Here is a 16141-nt window from a genome sequence, read left to right on the forward strand (position 1 = left end):
GTTTCGAAGGAAGTGTTGTCAGATTGGTAACGCTTGAGATTCGACATTGAACCCAACGTCAATGCTGCATGATGAATTCATTGCTGTTTAAGATCGCCCACCAGACGTCTTGCAGCATTTCGATTTCTTTCCCGCCACGGGCCCGATACAGTTCACCGGCCAAAGCGAGTTCGCGTTTGGTCGGCGTTCGCGACAAGCCTGCCATATATAATCGGTTTAAACGCTCGCGGGCCGACCGCCCCGACTGCGACAACCGATCCAGAAAGCTGCCCGGCTTGATACTGGTCGCATTCTGGGTCAGTTCGCCGTTGAACAGCATCAACGCTTGGGGGATGGAACCGTCAAACGTGGTCGCCTCGTCGCCTTCATCGGTTCCGAACGTCACCACAAACTGGCGCATCCAATCACGGCGTTTCTTTTCCTGTTGTTCGTAGGTCCCTTGAGCGTTGCCGCCCGACGCGGAAACGAGCGACTGGTAAAGTTGTTCGGCGCTCATCTGACGCAGATAAAAGCGGGAGAACTTTGGCGTTTCGCCGATCGACGGGTCATCGATTTGATTGTTGCTGCCCAGCACCGATGCGAGCGAGTAGGGGCGGCTGAGCGTGATCCAAGTGATCAGGTCTTTGAGGTTGTAACTGGAACCGCGAAACGCTTCGGACAAGTTGTCCAACAGTTCCGGGTGCGTCGGATTGTTGTGCGGTCCCATGTCGTCGATGGGCTTGGTGAATCCGTATCCCAGGAACATCGACCAGTAACGATTGATCGCCATCCGATCGAGCGATTGGCTGTCCAGCATCAAGCGTCCGAGTTCTTTGCGGCGGTTGACGTCATCGACATATCCGCTTTTGGCGATCTCCGTGCCGTCGGTAAACACCGGGTACGCCACGCGGGTCAGCCCGTTTCGCATTTCGTAAAACACCAACGCGTCGTTGGGGTCGCCCGCTTCGCCGGCATAATCTTCGCTGACCAGTTCGGCGTACTCGACATCGCGTGTTCCGTCGACAAACCGCCGCAGGGCTCGGGTTTGACGAAAGAACGAATTGAACTCCCAGAACTTTTGTTGCTTCCAATCGTTGAAGGGGTGATTGTGGCATTGCGTGCACTGCACTTGTTGGCCCAGGAAGATCCGCGACACGCTGCTGGCGGCCAACACCGCTTTTTCTTCGTTGACCTTGCCGACCAAAAAGTTGACGGCACCGTTGAACCCAGCCGCGCCGGGTTTGGTCGCCCCCTCGGCCGTCACCAGTTCGTAAACCATCCGATCATAGGACTTGTTCGCCGCGAACGAATCTCGCAGGTACTTCATCATCCCGTCGCGGTTGGTCAGATCACGCCGATCCATCCCGCCGCCGCGGCCGATCAACAAATTGGTCCAAACCGTGGCCCAGTGGTTCGCGTATTCTTCGGTGTAGCGATCATCGTGCAGCAAGCGATCGACCAGCTTGGCGCGACGGTCGCCGCCGCGGTCGGAGGCGAATTCCTGCTGCTCTTCCAGGTTCGGAATCCGGCCGATGATGTCCAGGAAAACACGCCGGCACCAAATCGCATCGGCCGCTTCTTTTGCGGGCGTGATTTCATAGTCCGCCCATCCCTGCTCGATCGCATCGTTGATCATCGCGATTTGCGGCGGGGCGACACTCTGGGCTCGAGCCTGCAACGCACCGCCCATCATGACGGCGATCAGACCGCCCAGGACGGCCGTGAGTCTCAAGTTGAAAATGGATGCTGGCGTCATGAATACGAAACCCGGGGTGCTTTGTTGATTGAGCGGGGGCCCAAAAACGGCAGGAAAAGCGTGATTTCTGCTATTTATCAAACGAAATCGCAGGACGAGGGTACCTCACCAATTGACAGTTTTGTCACACAATGGACGAAACCGTCGCAGAAACGCGATCCTGTGCACAATGGTATCCCTTTAGCCGCCTGGACGCCCCACCAATCGTCATTTTTGCGGCAAGTCGCAGAAAGCCCCGCAGAATGACCAAACGTGTCACGCCGATCGCGAGGCTCGGGGGATCAACCACCCTGTCAGCCATTTCAAGGAATTCGAAATGCAACACGTGCATCGAGCAAGCGATCGCGAGCATCGCGTGGTGCCGGCCCCCGAACGCGGTGATCGGTCGCTGGATTCGTCTGCGGTCGGAATGGCCGCCGGTTGGCTGATCGCCGAAAAGACGGATTTCAAAGTCGCCGACAGGGTCACCGGCATTCGGTCACCGCGACAACCTTCGCCGCGATGTTTGCAACTGGCAACCGGCCAGTGGTGTTCCCCACGCTGGGCCACTTGGTTTCCCGCCCCCGGGCCGGCGCTTCGGTACGCGTCGGATTTAGGGCTCAAGGTCGGGGACTCGGTCGAGATTATCTTTCTCAAACGCGACCGCTAACCTGGCGTCCGTCACATCGATGCAATGGGGGTGGCCGGCTTTGGCCGTCAGTTTTTTTAATAAAAACGGTGTCTCAGAAAGCGAAATCGGCCCGTCTACACTTTTCGCACACCGATAATTAACCGTATCTTCACCGAAACTCGGTGTGCCATTAATCTTCCGTTGCCTCGGTGACATTTGGAAGGTTATGGTTTCCCCCAAAGAGTCGGGCAATGGGAATGGACCTCGGGATTGCGATCGGATTCATCGCCGCGGTCGCCGCACTCGCGTTTGTCGCGGGGCGGCGATTGGCGCTGTCGGTCTATCAAAACAAGCCTCTGTTGTTCGCCGAATGCCTGATCTTCTCCTTGGTATTCGCGTTCGGGCTGTCCAATCGATTGTCGTGGGCACACGCCTTCCCCACTCCCGCGGCGTTGTGTTGGTCCAACTGGGTGCCGGTGCTGCTGTCCTTCACCGCCGGCTTGGCCAGTGAAGTCTCGGCATTGCGGGCGACGTGGCGGCGTGGAGTCGCGGGGCTGATGGGCGTGCTTGCGATCGGGTTTCTGGTCCTGCCGGTCCTTCGTCCGCAACTGTTTCCGATTCAGGTGGACCAGATCGCGCACTGGCAGGACGGTGTGTGTATGCAAAGTCATGAGGCCAGTTGCGGTCCGGCCGCGGCAGCGACGCTGTTGCATCAGTCGGCGATGCTGACCCCGGCACGGTTGACCTACGGCGGCGGGCAATGGGCGACCGCGCCCTTGCCGTCGGCCGAACGCTTGATGGCCGATGCCTGTCTGACCAGCAACCAGGGCACCTCGTCGCTGGGATTGGTGCGAGGATTACGGCTTGCCGTTGCCGGCAGTTCGCACACGGTGGAGGTCGCCGACCAAGATCCGGGGATGTGGGTGGCCCGCGGTCAATTGCCCAACGTCGCGGTGGTGCGTTTCAACGATCGCCGCGACCGCCAACCGGTTCGGCAACTGCTCGGGACCGATGGCGAAGGCCATGCCGTGGTGGTGCACAGCCGAACCGCCGACGGACGCTGGAAGATCGCCGATCCCGCGGTCGGATGGCGCTACTGGAGCGACGAACAATTCCGTCAGCTGTTCACCGGTGATGCGATTTATTTGACGGCCGGAAAGTGACCGCCGTAAGTACGACGTCCCTTCCGGGGCGTCGCGGTGAGTCCCACGGACGACGGCCCGGAAGGGCCATCGTACTCGGGGAGGCGGGGACTACATGAATCCACCACCCATTCCGCCGCCACCGCCGCCGAATCCAACTCCCCCGCCGAAACCACGCAGTCCCGCCGGTGGCTGGGGGACGGCAACTTCGACTTCTTCGGCGATCGCGTCGGGGGCGAAGGAATTTTCACGGAGGGCAGCGAGCAATTGTTCGATCTGGCGATGGGTTTCATAAGTGGTGCTGATCACGATGCCCGGACGGTTGCCCGGAGCGGGCGACAGGGTGGAATTGCCACCGAGGGATTCCCAGTTATCCGGATCGATGGTGGACTCGATCAAGCCCATCAGGCTATCGAAGTCCCCACCGAGGCCGATGCCTTCGAGCCAGTAGACTCGGGAGAGCATGTGGTATTCGGCAAACTCAGCCGATCCCACCGTGTGCAGGTTGTCCTTGACCGTCAGCGCCAGGTCATGCTCTCGCAGGAGGTATGCGATCAGATCGTATCCGGAAAGATGATGGAGATCTGCGTTGACGGGCAAATCAGGATCGATACCGATGTCTTCCAAGGAACGCTTGTCGATCACGATCGGCAGGTCCAGTGCTTGGCTAAATTGCGAGACGGCTTCGGCGAGCGGAGTTTCGATAAAGGTTTCGCCGATCGGTTTGGCCAGTTTCTCTTCGGCCTGACGCATCATCGCGTCGTCCACGCTGAGCCAGCGGTCGGTTCCGATTCCACGATGAACGAGCTCGCTGTGATCGGCGGTGATCACCAGGCCTTCGCTTTCGATGGTCGCTTTCAGCCCCAGCGGTTGCAGCAGTTTGCGGAGTGCGGTTCGCAGCGGTTCGGATTGTCCCGAGTAGTCCAGCGGCGCGTCGCCTTGCAGTTGGGCATATTCGATCACGCGGGGATGAAGGATGACGGGTTGCTGAAGTTGGGACTGCAATTGATCGACCATGGAATCCAGCGTTCCGGCGATCTGCAGGTCGACGGGCTGGTCCATCATTTCGGCCAGTGTTTCGGCGAGTTTTCCAGTGGGGGTCGCGGCGCGAAAGCGTCGTTTCAAGACGGTTTGCGTATCCGACGAGGGGCGCGACGCAGGCGTGACCACCCCGGCCGAGACCGCCGGCAGGGACTCACTGGGCATCGCACTGCCCTGGATCGCGGAGGCGGGTTTGGGAGTCTGGTCGCTTGAGGTCCCAGCTGTCGCATCGGCTGGGGCAGCAGACGTGGCAAACTGGGCGACGATCGCATCGGGATCGGCAGCGATGGAGATCGGCGCCGATGCAGTTGGCGAAGCGGGGGAACCGCTATCGCTGGCGATTGAGGTTGAGAGCAACATGGCGGCGACGGTTCCGGCGGCGGTCAGTCCGCCGACGATGTTCCACGGAGTCATGATTCGTTTTCCTGAAGCGACGAGGGGATGGAGTAGGTTTTCGGCTATCGGTGGCGCCGGCGGCGGCCCGTCGGCCAGTGACGACAGCAGCGACGCTCTGGCGGCGGAGACTTCGTTGGCCGCGGCGGTGTAGGATCCGGCGGCGGCGACGGCCAGCAGCGGGACGACGCCCCGCCGTCGCAAACGGTCGGCGAGCAGTTTCTTGCCCCGCTGCAGTCGACCGCGAATCGACCCCAGCGATGTTTGAAAGTGCTCGGCCATTCGCTGCAGTGAACAGTCGTCATAGATCTGCATCACCACCGCAGCGCGATATTGTTCAGGCAGACCGGCGAGTTCCTCATCCAGCACGATCGCATCGTGTTGCTGGGCGATGCGGTCCAGCGGATCGTCGATCAGCACTGGTTCAATCATCGGTTCGGCGTTTCGGTGGTTTCCGGTCAGCGTGGCGATCGACGCGCGATGGGCGACGCGATGCAGCCAACCGGGCAGGCACTCGGGGCGCGAGATTCTTGCGCTGTTCTTGGCCAGTAATAAAAACGTGGTTTGGTATGCATCATCGGCATCCGCGGCGCTACGGCATTTGCGTTGACAAACGGTCAAGACCATGCGGCTGTAGCGTTCGACCAGGACCGCAAAGGCCGCGGCAAGCCGATCATGTGTCCAGGCGTCCAGAAGCTCGGCGTCGCTGAAACGCTCGATCGCTCCGGTGCACGTCCCACCGGGATTGGATTTGTCGATGGATTCGGTTGGTGCTTTCCTATTCATGGCTATCTGCATGTTAGTGCGACCGGACGTACCGAGGGCGCGCAGAAAACCTTCGATCCCTCTGGATTTTCGCCGCTTTTTCTCGATCGCTGGCTTGCCGTCCGAGCATCACCGCCGAAAACGCCGTTCGCCCAGGCCCCCTTTTCAGATCGATTCGACTACCCATGAAGGCCAACAGTTGTTACCGTAGGAGCTTCGCGTCGCACACCGGCGGACGGGTCGTTCCGGTAAGATTCCAACAGGGAACGGACGAGACCCGTTCGCCGGCGTGTGACATGGATGGCAGTGCCGGCACCACCCGTGGTGCCCCCGCTTGCCTCACGTGTCACAACGATCTCTCTTTGCGTTTGTGTCTCCGCCGGGACTGCCGGTCGAGGCCGCAAGCGGGTGATGCAGTTCGGCACGTGCTTACCGACGCATGACTCTTTCACACGCATTGCTCCTTGTCTGTACCGCTTGACCCAGAATCAGATGATGTCGAACTGGTCCAGGCCAGTCCCCTCGACACTGATACCGATCCGACCGCGAGCCGCGACGAACACGCACGCCGCGTCGAACACACGCGCCTCGAGGATCTCGATCTCGATGGCGATGCTGATCCGGAGGGGCCGCCACGCCACTTCGATCCACCCGGGACGGGCGACGATGTTCGTCTGGTCGCTTCGCCGCGAGATGAATCGGGCGACCTGGACCACTCCGAAAAACTCTCTCGCTGCCAACAGCTGATCGATTATCAGTTCAAGGACCAAGAATTGTTGCGTTATGCATTGACGCACGCATCCGGGGCGTCGCATCGCCTGGCCAGCAACGAGCGTTTGGAATTCCTGGGCGATTCGATCCTCGGCTTCGTCATCTGCTCGTGGTTGTACGAAGAGTACCCGGAATACAACGAGGGCGATTTAACGAAGATCAAGTCGGCCGTGGTCAGTCGGCGAACGTGCGGGAAAGTGGCCTGTCAAATCGGACTGGACGAATGTTTGATCGTCGGCCGCGGGGTGACGCGCAATCGCAGCTACCCGCGATCGTTGGTCAGTGACGTTTTCGAGTCGATTGTGGCGGCGCTGTATCTCGATGGCGGCCACGACATCGTCCGGGACCGATTGAAGACCTGGTTGAAGGGCGAGGTTGAAATGGCCGTGACCAGCCAAGGGGCGACGAATTACAAGTCGACGCTCCAGCAGCGTGCCCAACGCGATATCGCTTGCACGCCGATGTATCGGTTGAAACGCGAGATGGGGCCCGATCACCGAAAGTCGTTCTTGATCAGCGCGGTCATCGACGGCAGTGAATACACCGCCGCGTGGGGCACCAACAAGAAGGAGGCCGAACAGAAAGCGGCAGCCAATGCGTTGGCGGAAATGAACGGCGACCCGCTCCCCTATCCGCTGCCAGAGGATCCCAACTAGTCGTCTACCGTCGCTCGGTTTTCATCATGACGATGCGTTCCGATTTGTCGCCGTGTTCTCCGAACTCGGCGAGCCGCGAAAAAGCGAAGCTTTGCCCCGCGCCGACCTCGGAGAGGACGGCGACTGTCCCGCCCAATCCAATGCCAAGCTGCGGTCCACCCTAGTACCGCAGCAGCGCCGTCCCCCAGGCCAAGCCGCTGCCGAATCCACACAACAGCACATAGTCGCCGCGGACCAGTCTGCCTTGCCGGAACGCTTCGTCCATCGCCAGCGGGATACTGGCCCCGGAGGTGTTTCCGTAGCGATCGAGATTCACGAACACCCTGTCCTTGGGAACGCCAAGATCGGAAACGGCGGCGTCGATGATCCGTTGGTTGGCTTGGTGCAGGATGACCAGCGCAAGTTCGTCGGCGTCGACCTGTGCCGCCGCCAAGACGTCTTTGGCGCTTTCGTCGAACACGCGAACGGCCCATTTGAACACGTTCCGGCCGTCCATCTTCATGTACTGCATGCCATCGCGCAGACCTTCATCGGTCAGCGGCAAACGGGTGCCGCCGCCGGGAATGCAAAGCATTTCGCCGCCGCACCCCTCGCTGCCCAGCTGGTACGAGAGGATCCCCGACGGGCCTTCGGCGTCACGCGGTTGGTCGCCGTCATCGTCGCTACTCGAGTCGCCGCAGCGTGTTTCGTCTGGGCCGATCAAGACGGCGCCGGCGGCGTCACCGAACAGCGGGTACGTTTTTTTGTCGTGCGGGTCGATCGTTCGGCTCATCAAATCCGCGCCGACGACCAACACGCGTTTCGCATTTCCGGCGGCGACGAATTGGGCAGCGGTCGTCAGCGCGTACATAAACCCCGCGCAGGCGGCGCCCAGGTCCATCGCGGCGGCGAACGCGCCCAGGCGTCGTTGTAGATGACAGGCCGTCGAGGGCGTGAAATGATCCGGGGTGATGGTGGCAACCAGGATCAAATCGATTTCGTCGACCGAGACCGAGGCGTCGGCCAGACAACGTAGGGCGGCTTCATAGCACAGATCACTGGTGGCTTGGTCGGCCGCCGCGTGACGCCGCTCGAGTATCCCGGTTCGTCGCACGATCCAATCGCTGTCACATCCCAGTGCCGCCAAGTCCTCGTTGGTGACCACGTTATCCGGGACATAGGACCCGCATCCCAGGATGCGAACTCCCGGTGCCGCTCCCATTCGGCCTCGTGTCGTGGGAAGGGAAGCTCGTTCGGTGCGATCAATCGTGGTCGGGTCGGGCATCAGGAGGCATTCATCACGGGAGCGGGCATGAATCAATCAACGAAAACACGTTGCGTCTGCGTCGGGCAGCCGCGACGGAGTATAACGAGGGCTCGTTTTTTCGTCAGGTGAACCCGGTCAACGATGAATCCGCCGGTCGTCGCCCCCCCAGCTGATGAACCCAGCCAATGAACTCACTGGTTCGCCGCGCCGTTCCGATGGTGGCCGCAGCGTTCGCTGTCGCGGTTTCCGTCTGCGCCTATCAGTGGGGGAAACGATCGACCCACGGCGTGACTGCCACCGATGGCTCAGCGAAGACAGCGTTTCAGATCGTCGGCGACTCGATGGCCCCCACCCTGATGGACGGCCAGGTTTGTCGGATCGGTGAGGTCCGCGGGGAGCTGGAGATTGGTGACGTGGTCGCGATCCAGTGGGGCGGCAAACAACATGTCAAACGCATCGCCGCTCTCGGCGGAAACCGTGTCGATCTGGTCGACGGCAGATTGACCATCGACGGACGACGACTGGAAGACATGATCGCATCTCGAGCTGATTCGGGTCAGGACCGAGATGCGTTGCTGCCACCGGCGCTCGTGGCGGTGGAATCGCAGCCCGATCATTGGGGTCGCAGCGATGCAGCGGCCAACTGGCTGGTCTACGGCTATCGCAACCCCTATCAAGCCGGTCGCATCACCGCGGTCGTGGACGACTATCCGATCAACCGCTCGGTGCGTCGCATTCTCAATCCCGTCGATCGGTTGGTGGTCCAGATCCGACCGCGGGCGGGCATCCCGACGCCTCGATCCAATCCGTCGGTGGCGGTGTCGTTTTATGATCCCTTGCATTGCATCGTTGCAACCGCGACACGCTCCGGCCAGGCACGTTACCGCGATGCACGTCCAGAGGTTGCCGTCGCATCCGCCGAACGAGAGGCTCTGGTGGCGGCACTCGATGCGGCCCACCCTATCGCCGTGCAGTTGGATCAACGCCAAGCCCGACGCTACACGCTGCGAGTGTTTCGAGAGATCGAGTACCGTGACGATCAACCGAGTGGCCAAGTGGACTATCCGATCACACTGGCCGCGGACGAAGTGTTTGTCGTCGGAGACAACGTGCCGGTGTCAGTCGACAGCCGAGCTGTCGGTCCCTTGAAACAGTCTGCGGTCCTGGGAAGAGTCGTGCGTCCTACGGACGCCGGCGAGAAGGGATCGACAGAAAAATAGGGGGCAGGAAAATGAGGTGTGGAACCGGGGGCGTGGACATGAAACCTGAAATCCCGTCTTCACGCCGGTCACTTCTTCGGTCTTGAAGGCTTGGGCCCTTTGGCCACCCTCACCGGCTCGTCCGGCTTGTCGGTTTTCTCATTGGCTTCCTCTGACGATTCGAGTTCCGGGGGCGTCGGGACGTTCGGATCTTGAGTGCCGCCGTCGGAGGCGAGCATTTCGTGCCCATCGACGGAGTCGCCGAACGCGGGGTAGCCCTGGTTGAAGCGTGTTTCGGCGTTGTAATCCACCGGTGGGCGGTCGTAGTGTTCGGCGACCGACGCGTTCCGGCTTCGTCGACCGAACTGGAATCCACTCCCGGCCAATTTGGTTTTTTCGCGAATCGTTCCTCCCTGGAACGGTCCGATGCCCATCACCCAGGTGTTCTTGGCCGTCGCGATCGAATGCCGCACGCCCGACTGCCAGATCGGTTTTCGAGTTTCACGGTCGTAGGCAAAGGCCGCGATCTTGGCGGCCGCTTCACGAGCCTCCCGCCGCGCCAGCGACAATTCGGGCAGCGTCGGGATGGTCGGCGCGTTGGGGATCGCGCTGGCCGCGCTGTTCAAGGAATTGTTTTCTGGAATCCCATAGGTCACCTGATGTTCGTCCGAACCCAACGCACCGATCCTGGCCTCGATGACCACTTCCGAATCGTTGGCCGAATCCTGTAACAAACAACCGGCGGCCAGGATTTGTTGCCGCAACGCGCTGATCACATACTCTGCGTTGACGAATCCGGTTCCCTTGACCTGCCGCAAGTAGCTTGAATCCAAGTAAACTTTGCGTCCCGAGAGCGGCCGAAAATCAATGTGTTGGACGCTGCGATCGACGGCATCGCTGACGACCAATTGTTCGGTCGCCCCATAGTTGCGCGTCGTCCCACAGCCCGTTTGCAGCAGTGCCGTCGCGACCAACGCGTTGCATACCAGCGCCTGCACGTTCCGCAATGCTAGCGGAGTTCGGATTCCAGCGGCGTGAAACATCTAGCGAAGGTAGCAGCGGCGAGTCGGAGGGGATTGTTGGAAGGAGTCGGCGAGGCGGCGTCAAGGGTCACTGTTAACCGCTCCCGGCCATCGCTGGCAAGTCCGGTTCGCACGTCGCGATTTGAGCGGGGGTGCGGCCCGGTCGCATCGGCAGGGGAAATCGCTAGAAAAACGGAATTTCTTCCTAAGAGACAGGTTGCTCGTTCGTCTGGCGATACAGTGGATCATTCGCTGTCTGGTTTGAAACACCGCTGAGGAGGACTCAAGACGATGGTCATGATTCGATGTGTGTTGCTCGTGATCGGTCTATGCACCGCGATGGCATCCCCGGCCAATGCCTTGATCACCGGCGGGAGGGACGAACCGATCAACGTGAAGGGGCTGCCCGAGGGGGCATTGCCGCTGGCCAACCTGAAAACACGAATCGCATGGTGGGAGGGGCCGCCCTTTGGCGGCGGGCAATACCACTTCGAGTACTCCGGCACAACCGCCGACCTGCAAGTCGCCATCGACCTATTCGTCCAAGTCGACTCGCCGCGCAAGCAACTGGTCGTTCGCAGCGGCGTCCAGAACAGTTTCTGGTTGAATGTCACCGACAAAACCAAGCCGCAACCGATCGACTGGCAGTTCGTGGTCTGGCGACCGAGCAATTGGCAGCACCTGTGTGATGCGAAAATGGGCTTGTTGCCGCCGGGAGAAGAAGGCCAAGGGCCCAAAACAGAGCTGGTCGTTTACCTCAGCGATCGGATCGAGTGGGATTCGCTAACGATTCCGCGGGCGTTGTCGGTCGTCGATGAACGTCTGGAATCCAACGGGCTGACGGCCGATCAAGGTGCGGCGCTCCAGGGCCGTGTCCGTGATGCGGACGGGCGTCCGATCGCCGCTGCGACGATCACGATTGGCAAAGACGCGGACCGGATCACAGCAACGAATGACGCCGAGGGGGCCTTCCTGGCGACCGGGATCCCCGAGGGCACACATCAGGTCGTGGTCACCGCCCCAGGATTCGCGTCCAAAGACAAATACTATCACTCGTTCAAGGAGACGACGTTCAAGAAGCTGGATGTGACCCTGGCCAAAGCTGCCGAGGTGCGTGTGTGCGCTGTCGACCGCCAAGGGAAACCGATCCCTGACGTCGTGATCCGCGTCAGCAACTCTATCGACCGCTCGGGAAACGTTTACCGCGTCGCGGGCGAACACGAATACAAGACCGATTCCGCCGGCGAGTTCGTGGTGACCGACGTGCCCCACGGCAAACTCAAATTCATCAGCCGCACGCGGGGCTATTTCTACAACTCAGTACTGAACGAACACGACACCGGCGAGTCGCCGATTGTTTTGAAGTTGCTGGCCACCGGAACGGTCAAGGTGTCGGTTGTCAGTGCCGACGGACAAGCGGTCACGTCCAAGTACATCGTTGAAATCGAACAGGCCGATGCCGGCCGCGGCGATGAATCCAAACGCGGCAGCTGGGGAGGGTCGGCCAACATCAACGCCGATGGGACTTACACGTTCACAAATATTCCACCAGGCGATTACCTCGTCACCGGCAAGCCGAACCCTGGGCGTACCAGCGACCGAACCGACCCCACCAGGGTTCAAATCAAAGGCGAGGACCATCACGACGTCAATCTGATTGCGAAGTGACTAAAAGCCTTCGTGGGCCGCCCCGTGCAATTCGGCCAGTTCCGCTTCGGTTAATCCACAGATCTTCTTCGGATCGAAGGAGTGGTCGCGAGTCAGGTGGGTCCAAAACGTCATGCCACTGACCATCGCTTCTTGGATCTCGACGTTTGCCAGCCAGATTCTGATTTCGTCGGCTTCCAAACTCAGTAGCCAATCGCTCGGCGGTCGCCCGTGACGACTGCGCCGCTCCCCGCTGCTGCGCCCCGCATCGGGCCGGCTGCGATCCCCGAATTCCACCGGCATGGTTTCCGGGTCTTGGGAATTGATCGACGAAACGTCGGCGCCAATGATGTTCGCGAATTGTCGGTCTTGCCACGAATCGACCGCCAGGATCGAGTATCCGAGACGTTTGCGGTCTGCCGGGACCAACATCACAGCAGGAACCAGTCGTTCGTCCAAATAGCCCGCTTTTCCGACATGCCGTTTTCCCGTTTCGCGATGGATCGGCGTGGTGATACCGGTGGTTTTCCAGTAGTTCCCGTCGATCAAACTCTCACGCTCGTACCAGCGCCACGATGCATTGCGGACCACGGACCAGTGTTCGGCCCTCGCACGTTCGGCGGCCGATGTCGATGGGACGATGTCGGTGGGCAATCGGTCGACACCATCGCTGCCGGCGATGGACGTTGCAACCGCGGCCAAGTCGTCGAGCCCGTCGGCGGAGATCCGCTCACCGAGCGAGAACATCGCGAAACCGGCCCAGAAAGCGAAGCGTCGGCGCGAAAGATGGTTGGAATTCATGACAGGAAGCCCGTGCAAAGACTGTCGGCGGAGCGACGATGCGTTCGGTCGAGTTCCCGACGCGACCATCTCGCTACGACTAACTCTTCGTCGCGATCGCACCACTCGCGATGTTGGCAGATCCATTCCGGGGCCGCTGACGATCCTGTTGTCGGTACAATCGTCACGATCGCGTTACACTATCCCGTCTAGATGGTCGTTCGCCCTCTCCCCACCCATCCCCTGCCATGAGACCGATTCAATCTTTTTTGCTTACCATTGCGCTGATCGTTGCCATCGCGTCTGCGACCGCGGCACAGGATGCCGACCCGACGGCTTCAGCAGCCTCACGTGACACCTCCCAACGTCCCAACGTGCTGATCATCTATGGCGACGATCAAGGTTCGATCGACATGGGGTGTTTCGGTGTCGAGGACTTAGAAACACCCAACATGGACCGCTTGGCCGCACAAGGGCTGCAGCTCACCCAAATGTACTCCGCCGCACCGGTCTGTTCGGCCAGCCGCGTCGGACTGTTGACCGGACGGTATCCGGCGCGCGCCGGACAACCCGGCAACGGGGACCTGAGGACCGAAGAGATCACGATCGCCGAATCGTTTCGCCGATCCGGGTACGCGACCGGGCACGTCGGCAAGTGGCACCTCGGACGCACCGACACGATCAATCCGGCCGGCCAGGGATTCGATCGTTGGTTTGGTCACCTGGAAGGCTGCATCGATAACTTCTCACACTTCTTTTACTGGTCGGGCCCGAACCGGCACGACCTGTGGGACAACGGGACGGAGGTGCATCGCCCGGGCGAGTACTTTCCACAATTGATGGTCGATCGTTGCAAACAGTTCATCGACCGACAATCCGGCGAGGGACCGAACTCAAAACCTTGGCTGCTGTACTGGGCGTTCAACGCGCCCCACTATCCCTACCAGGGCACACCCGAGTGGCTGGAACACTATCGCGAGTTGCCGACGCCGCGCCGTGAGTACTGCGCGTTCGTCTCGACGATGGACCAGTACATCGGAATGGTGCTGGACTATCTGGAGGATCAGGGGTTGGCCGACAACACGATCGTGATTTATCAACCCGACCATGGACACAGTACGGAAACGCGAGCCTTTGGTGGTGGCGGCAATGCCGGGCCGTACCGCGGTGCGAAGTTTTCTTTGTTCGAAGGCGGCATCCGGGTGCCCAGTGTGGTCCGGTATCCAGGCCGGTTACCGGCCGGTGAAACCCGCGACCAATTCATGACGTCTTGCGATTGGTTCCCGACCGTCGCGCAGTGGTGCGGCGTCCAGTTGCCCGAAACCAAGCTGGACGGCGTTTCGATGGTGGATGTGTTGGTCAACAACACGGCGGCACCACGCGAACAGTTCTATTGGCAGATGGGCGGCGGTCGCTCGCCGCAATGGGCCGTGCGCCGCGGCCGATGGAAATTGATCGGAAATCCGCGCGACACCACATTGCCGCAAACCCAACAAATCCGAGGCGGTCAATTGAAAGAGAAGTTGTTCCTGGCAGATCTGAGCCGCGATCCTGGCGAGCAACAGAATTTGGCCGGCGAGCGGAGCGATCTGGTGATCGAGTTGATGAAACTACGCGAACAGATGATTTCGGATTTCTAAAGGTCATGTTTTTTTGACGAGGTAGAAAATCTTCCTACCTCCACCGACAACGACCGGTTGCCGGGTTGGCAGCCGTGCATCAACAGTGCAGGATGATCCCGCTGACCCAATCCTTTCTGCTCAATGATGATTGCCCCATGCCAATCTGTCGCATCCCAGGTCCTGACGGACGCCCCGAGTACGCGTACTATCAAAACAACCAGGTTTGTCCGCTGCGATTGGTGATGGACGCCGCACCGTCGGAAGCAGAGTTGTTCGGATTACGGTCAGATGACGTACCGAATCCAGACTCGATCGCCGCCGAACACTGGTCGCCGGCCCCCGAGGCGTTGTTGCCACCGGTTCCGACGCCTGAAAAAGTGATTTGCATCGGGTTGAACTATCGCGATCACGCGATCGAAACGAATTCGCCGATCCCATCCGAACCGGTCGTTTTCAACAAGTTCAGCACGTCGGTCATCGGGCACGGCCAAGCGATTCAGTTGCCGTCGATTTCCCAAAAGGTCGACTATGAAGCCGAATTGGTCGTCGTGATCGGCCGCGAAGGACGTGACATTCCTGTGGTGGATGCCATGCAGCACGTTTATGGCTACACCTGTGGCCACGACGTCTCGGCACGTGATTGGCAAAAGGGGCGTCCGGGTGGCCAGTGGTTGCTCGGCAAGACGTTCGACACCTTCGCGCCGCTGGGGCCTTGTGTCGTGACGACCGACGAACTGCCCGACCCGTCAAACGTGCGGGTGCAAATGGAACTCAACGGCGAAATCGTCCAGGACAGCACCACGGCGCAATTGATCTTTGATATCCCCACGACGATCGCGCACCTGTCCAAGTTCGTCACGCTGAAACCCGGCGACGTGATCTTCACCGGCACACCACCGGGGGTCGGCGATGCCAAGGACCCGCCGGTGTACCTGCGCCCCGGCGACCGATGCAGCGTGATCGTCGACGGCATCGGAACGCTGACGAACACCTGCCAGTAGCGATGGCGAAATCAACCCCCGTCCCCTTTGGGCATTCTCATGGCCGTTGAACACCGCAAGCTCCGTTTTGGTTCGATAGAAGAGGCGATGGCGGAAGCCGAGCGACTGGCCGCGTCGCCCACGCGGACCACGGGCCAGTTTTCGCTCGGGCAAATCCTGGAACACCTGGCCCGCACCCTGGAGGTTGCGATGCACGAGCGCGAGATGCCGCCGGCGGCGCTGCCGATGCGAATCCTCTCCCGCATGGTCCGCCCGATGGTGTTGCGAAAGGCCAGCACTGGGTTCAAATTGCCATCTAAAGCACAAAACGTGCTCTGGCCCAGCGAGGCCGTTTCGACCGAAGACGGACTCAAGCATCTTCGTGACGCGTACCGGCGATTCAAGGCGGCCGATCCGTTGCCCAAGCACGTGTTCTTTGGCAACATGACACGTCAACAGCACGACGCACTGCAATGTCGACACTTCGAAGGCCATTTGGGGTTTGTCCACCCGGTGTCCTGAACATGCCGCA

At 60.4% G+C, this 16141-nt stretch carries 13 protein-coding genes; 8 read left to right on the forward strand and 5 right to left on the reverse strand.

The genetic code is table 11. The features are described from left to right. Window positions 1-58: 58 nt before the first annotated feature. On the reverse strand, window positions 59-1672 hold the full coding sequence (locus tag H1B37_RS14650; RefSeq protein ID WP_286177773.1) for a DUF1549 domain-containing protein: 1614 nt from the start codon (window positions 1670-1672) through the stop codon (window positions 59-61). A 379-nt stretch (window positions 1673-2051) separates the two neighbouring features. Here H1B37_RS14650 and H1B37_RS14655 point away from each other — a divergent pair, with 379 nt between their 5' ends. Together H1B37_RS14655 and H1B37_RS14660 are read left to right on the forward strand one after the other, a co-directional pair. Next, entirely contained in the window at window positions 2052-2384 is a 333-nt protein-coding gene (locus H1B37_RS14655; RefSeq protein WP_182867410.1) for a hypothetical protein, read from the forward strand. A 212-nt stretch (window positions 2385-2596) separates the two neighbouring features. Beyond that, on the forward strand, window positions 2597-3508 hold the full coding sequence (locus H1B37_RS14660) for a cysteine peptidase family C39 domain-containing protein (protein WP_182867411.1): 912 nt from the start codon (window positions 2597-2599) through the stop codon (window positions 3506-3508). Between the two features lie 90 nt (window positions 3509-3598). Here the strand turns inward: H1B37_RS14660 and H1B37_RS14665 are convergent, their stop codons facing one another. Beyond that, on the reverse strand, window positions 3599-5707 hold the full coding sequence (locus H1B37_RS14665; protein WP_182867412.1) for a sigma-70 family RNA polymerase sigma factor: 2109 nt from the start codon (window positions 5705-5707) through the stop codon (window positions 3599-3601). Window positions 5708-6360: 653 nt separating this feature from the next. On the opposite strand from H1B37_RS14665, the gene rnc reads away from it, so the two are divergent. After that, window positions 6361-7113: a ribonuclease III gene (gene rnc, locus H1B37_RS14670; protein WP_182867434.1), complete on the forward strand. Its 753-nt coding sequence runs from the start codon at window positions 6361-6363 to the stop codon at window positions 7111-7113. 160 nt (window positions 7114-7273) lie between these two features. Here rnc and H1B37_RS14675 read toward each other — a convergent pair whose 3' ends face one another. Then, complete coding sequence (locus H1B37_RS14675; protein ID WP_286177763.1) at window positions 7274-8377, reverse strand: beta-ketoacyl-ACP synthase III; 1104 nt, start codon at window positions 8375-8377, stop codon at window positions 7274-7276. Window positions 8378-8544: 167 nt separating this feature from the next. On the opposite strand from H1B37_RS14675, the gene H1B37_RS14680 reads away from it, so the two are divergent. After that, window positions 8545-9579, forward strand: coding sequence for a S26 family signal peptidase (locus H1B37_RS14680; RefSeq protein WP_182867413.1), 1035 nt, complete (start codon window positions 8545-8547; stop codon window positions 9577-9579). A gap of 68 nt (window positions 9580-9647) precedes the next feature. Here the strand turns inward: H1B37_RS14680 and H1B37_RS14685 are convergent, their stop codons facing one another. Continuing rightward, on the reverse strand, window positions 9648-10556 hold the full coding sequence (locus H1B37_RS14685; protein WP_182867414.1) for a DUF6655 family protein: 909 nt from the start codon (window positions 10554-10556) through the stop codon (window positions 9648-9650). A gap of 315 nt (window positions 10557-10871) precedes the next feature. On the opposite strand from H1B37_RS14685, the gene H1B37_RS14690 reads away from it, so the two are divergent. Continuing rightward, a complete protein-coding gene (locus H1B37_RS14690) occupies window positions 10872-12248 on the forward strand; it encodes a carboxypeptidase-like regulatory domain-containing protein (protein WP_182867415.1) in 1377 nt (458 codons plus the stop codon). On the opposite strand, the gene H1B37_RS14695 is transcribed toward H1B37_RS14690, so the two are convergent. Next, window positions 12249-13028, reverse strand: coding sequence for a hypothetical protein (locus tag H1B37_RS14695; protein ID WP_182867416.1), 780 nt, complete (start codon window positions 13026-13028; stop codon window positions 12249-12251). A gap of 248 nt (window positions 13029-13276) precedes the next feature. On the opposite strand from H1B37_RS14695, the gene H1B37_RS14700 reads away from it, so the two are divergent. From H1B37_RS14700 to H1B37_RS14710, 3 genes are all read left to right on the forward strand, one after another. Continuing rightward, entirely contained in the window at window positions 13277-14647 is a 1371-nt protein-coding gene (locus H1B37_RS14700) for a sulfatase family protein (RefSeq protein WP_286177765.1), read from the forward strand. 137 nt (window positions 14648-14784) lie between these two features. Next, window positions 14785-15630: a fumarylacetoacetate hydrolase family protein gene (locus H1B37_RS14705; RefSeq protein WP_182867418.1), complete on the forward strand. Its 846-nt coding sequence runs from the start codon at window positions 14785-14787 to the stop codon at window positions 15628-15630. A 39-nt stretch (window positions 15631-15669) separates the two neighbouring features. Next, entirely contained in the window at window positions 15670-16131 is a 462-nt protein-coding gene (locus H1B37_RS14710) for a DUF1569 domain-containing protein (protein WP_182867419.1), read from the forward strand. Window positions 16132-16141: the final 10 nt, after the last annotated feature.

It is taken from the genome of Stieleria mannarensis (assembly GCF_014154935.1).
Taxonomy (GTDB): Bacteria; Planctomycetota; Planctomycetia; order Pirellulales; family Pirellulaceae; genus Stieleria; species Stieleria mannarensis.

Coding starts and splice junctions, on each gene's coding strand:
- H1B37_RS14650 (WP_286177773.1), bottom strand. CDS start 1,672: ATGATGGGCGGTGCGTTGCAGGCTCGAGCCCAGAGTGTCGCCCCGCCG.
- H1B37_RS14655 (WP_182867410.1), top strand. CDS start 2,052: ATGCAACACGTGCATCGAGCAAGCGATCGCGAGCATCGCGTGGTGCCG.
- H1B37_RS14660 (WP_182867411.1), top strand. CDS start 2,597: ATGGGAATGGACCTCGGGATTGCGATCGGATTCATCGCCGCGGTCGCC.
- H1B37_RS14665 (WP_182867412.1), bottom strand. CDS start 5,707: ATGAATAGGAAAGCACCAACCGAATCCATCGACAAATCCAATCCCGGT.
- H1B37_RS14675 (WP_286177763.1), bottom strand. CDS start 8,377: ATGCCCGACCCGACCACGATTGATCGCACCGAACGAGCTTCCCTTCCC.
- H1B37_RS14680 (WP_182867413.1), top strand. CDS start 8,545: ATGAACTCACTGGTTCGCCGCGCCGTTCCGATGGTGGCCGCAGCGTTC.
- H1B37_RS14690 (WP_182867415.1), top strand. CDS start 10,872: ATGGTCATGATTCGATGTGTGTTGCTCGTGATCGGTCTATGCACCGCG.
- H1B37_RS14695 (WP_182867416.1), bottom strand. CDS start 13,028: ATGAATTCCAACCATCTTTCGCGCCGACGCTTCGCTTTCTGGGCCGGT.
- H1B37_RS14705 (WP_182867418.1), top strand. CDS start 14,785: ATGCCAATCTGTCGCATCCCAGGTCCTGACGGACGCCCCGAGTACGCG.
- H1B37_RS14710 (WP_182867419.1), top strand. CDS start 15,670: ATGGCCGTTGAACACCGCAAGCTCCGTTTTGGTTCGATAGAAGAGGCG.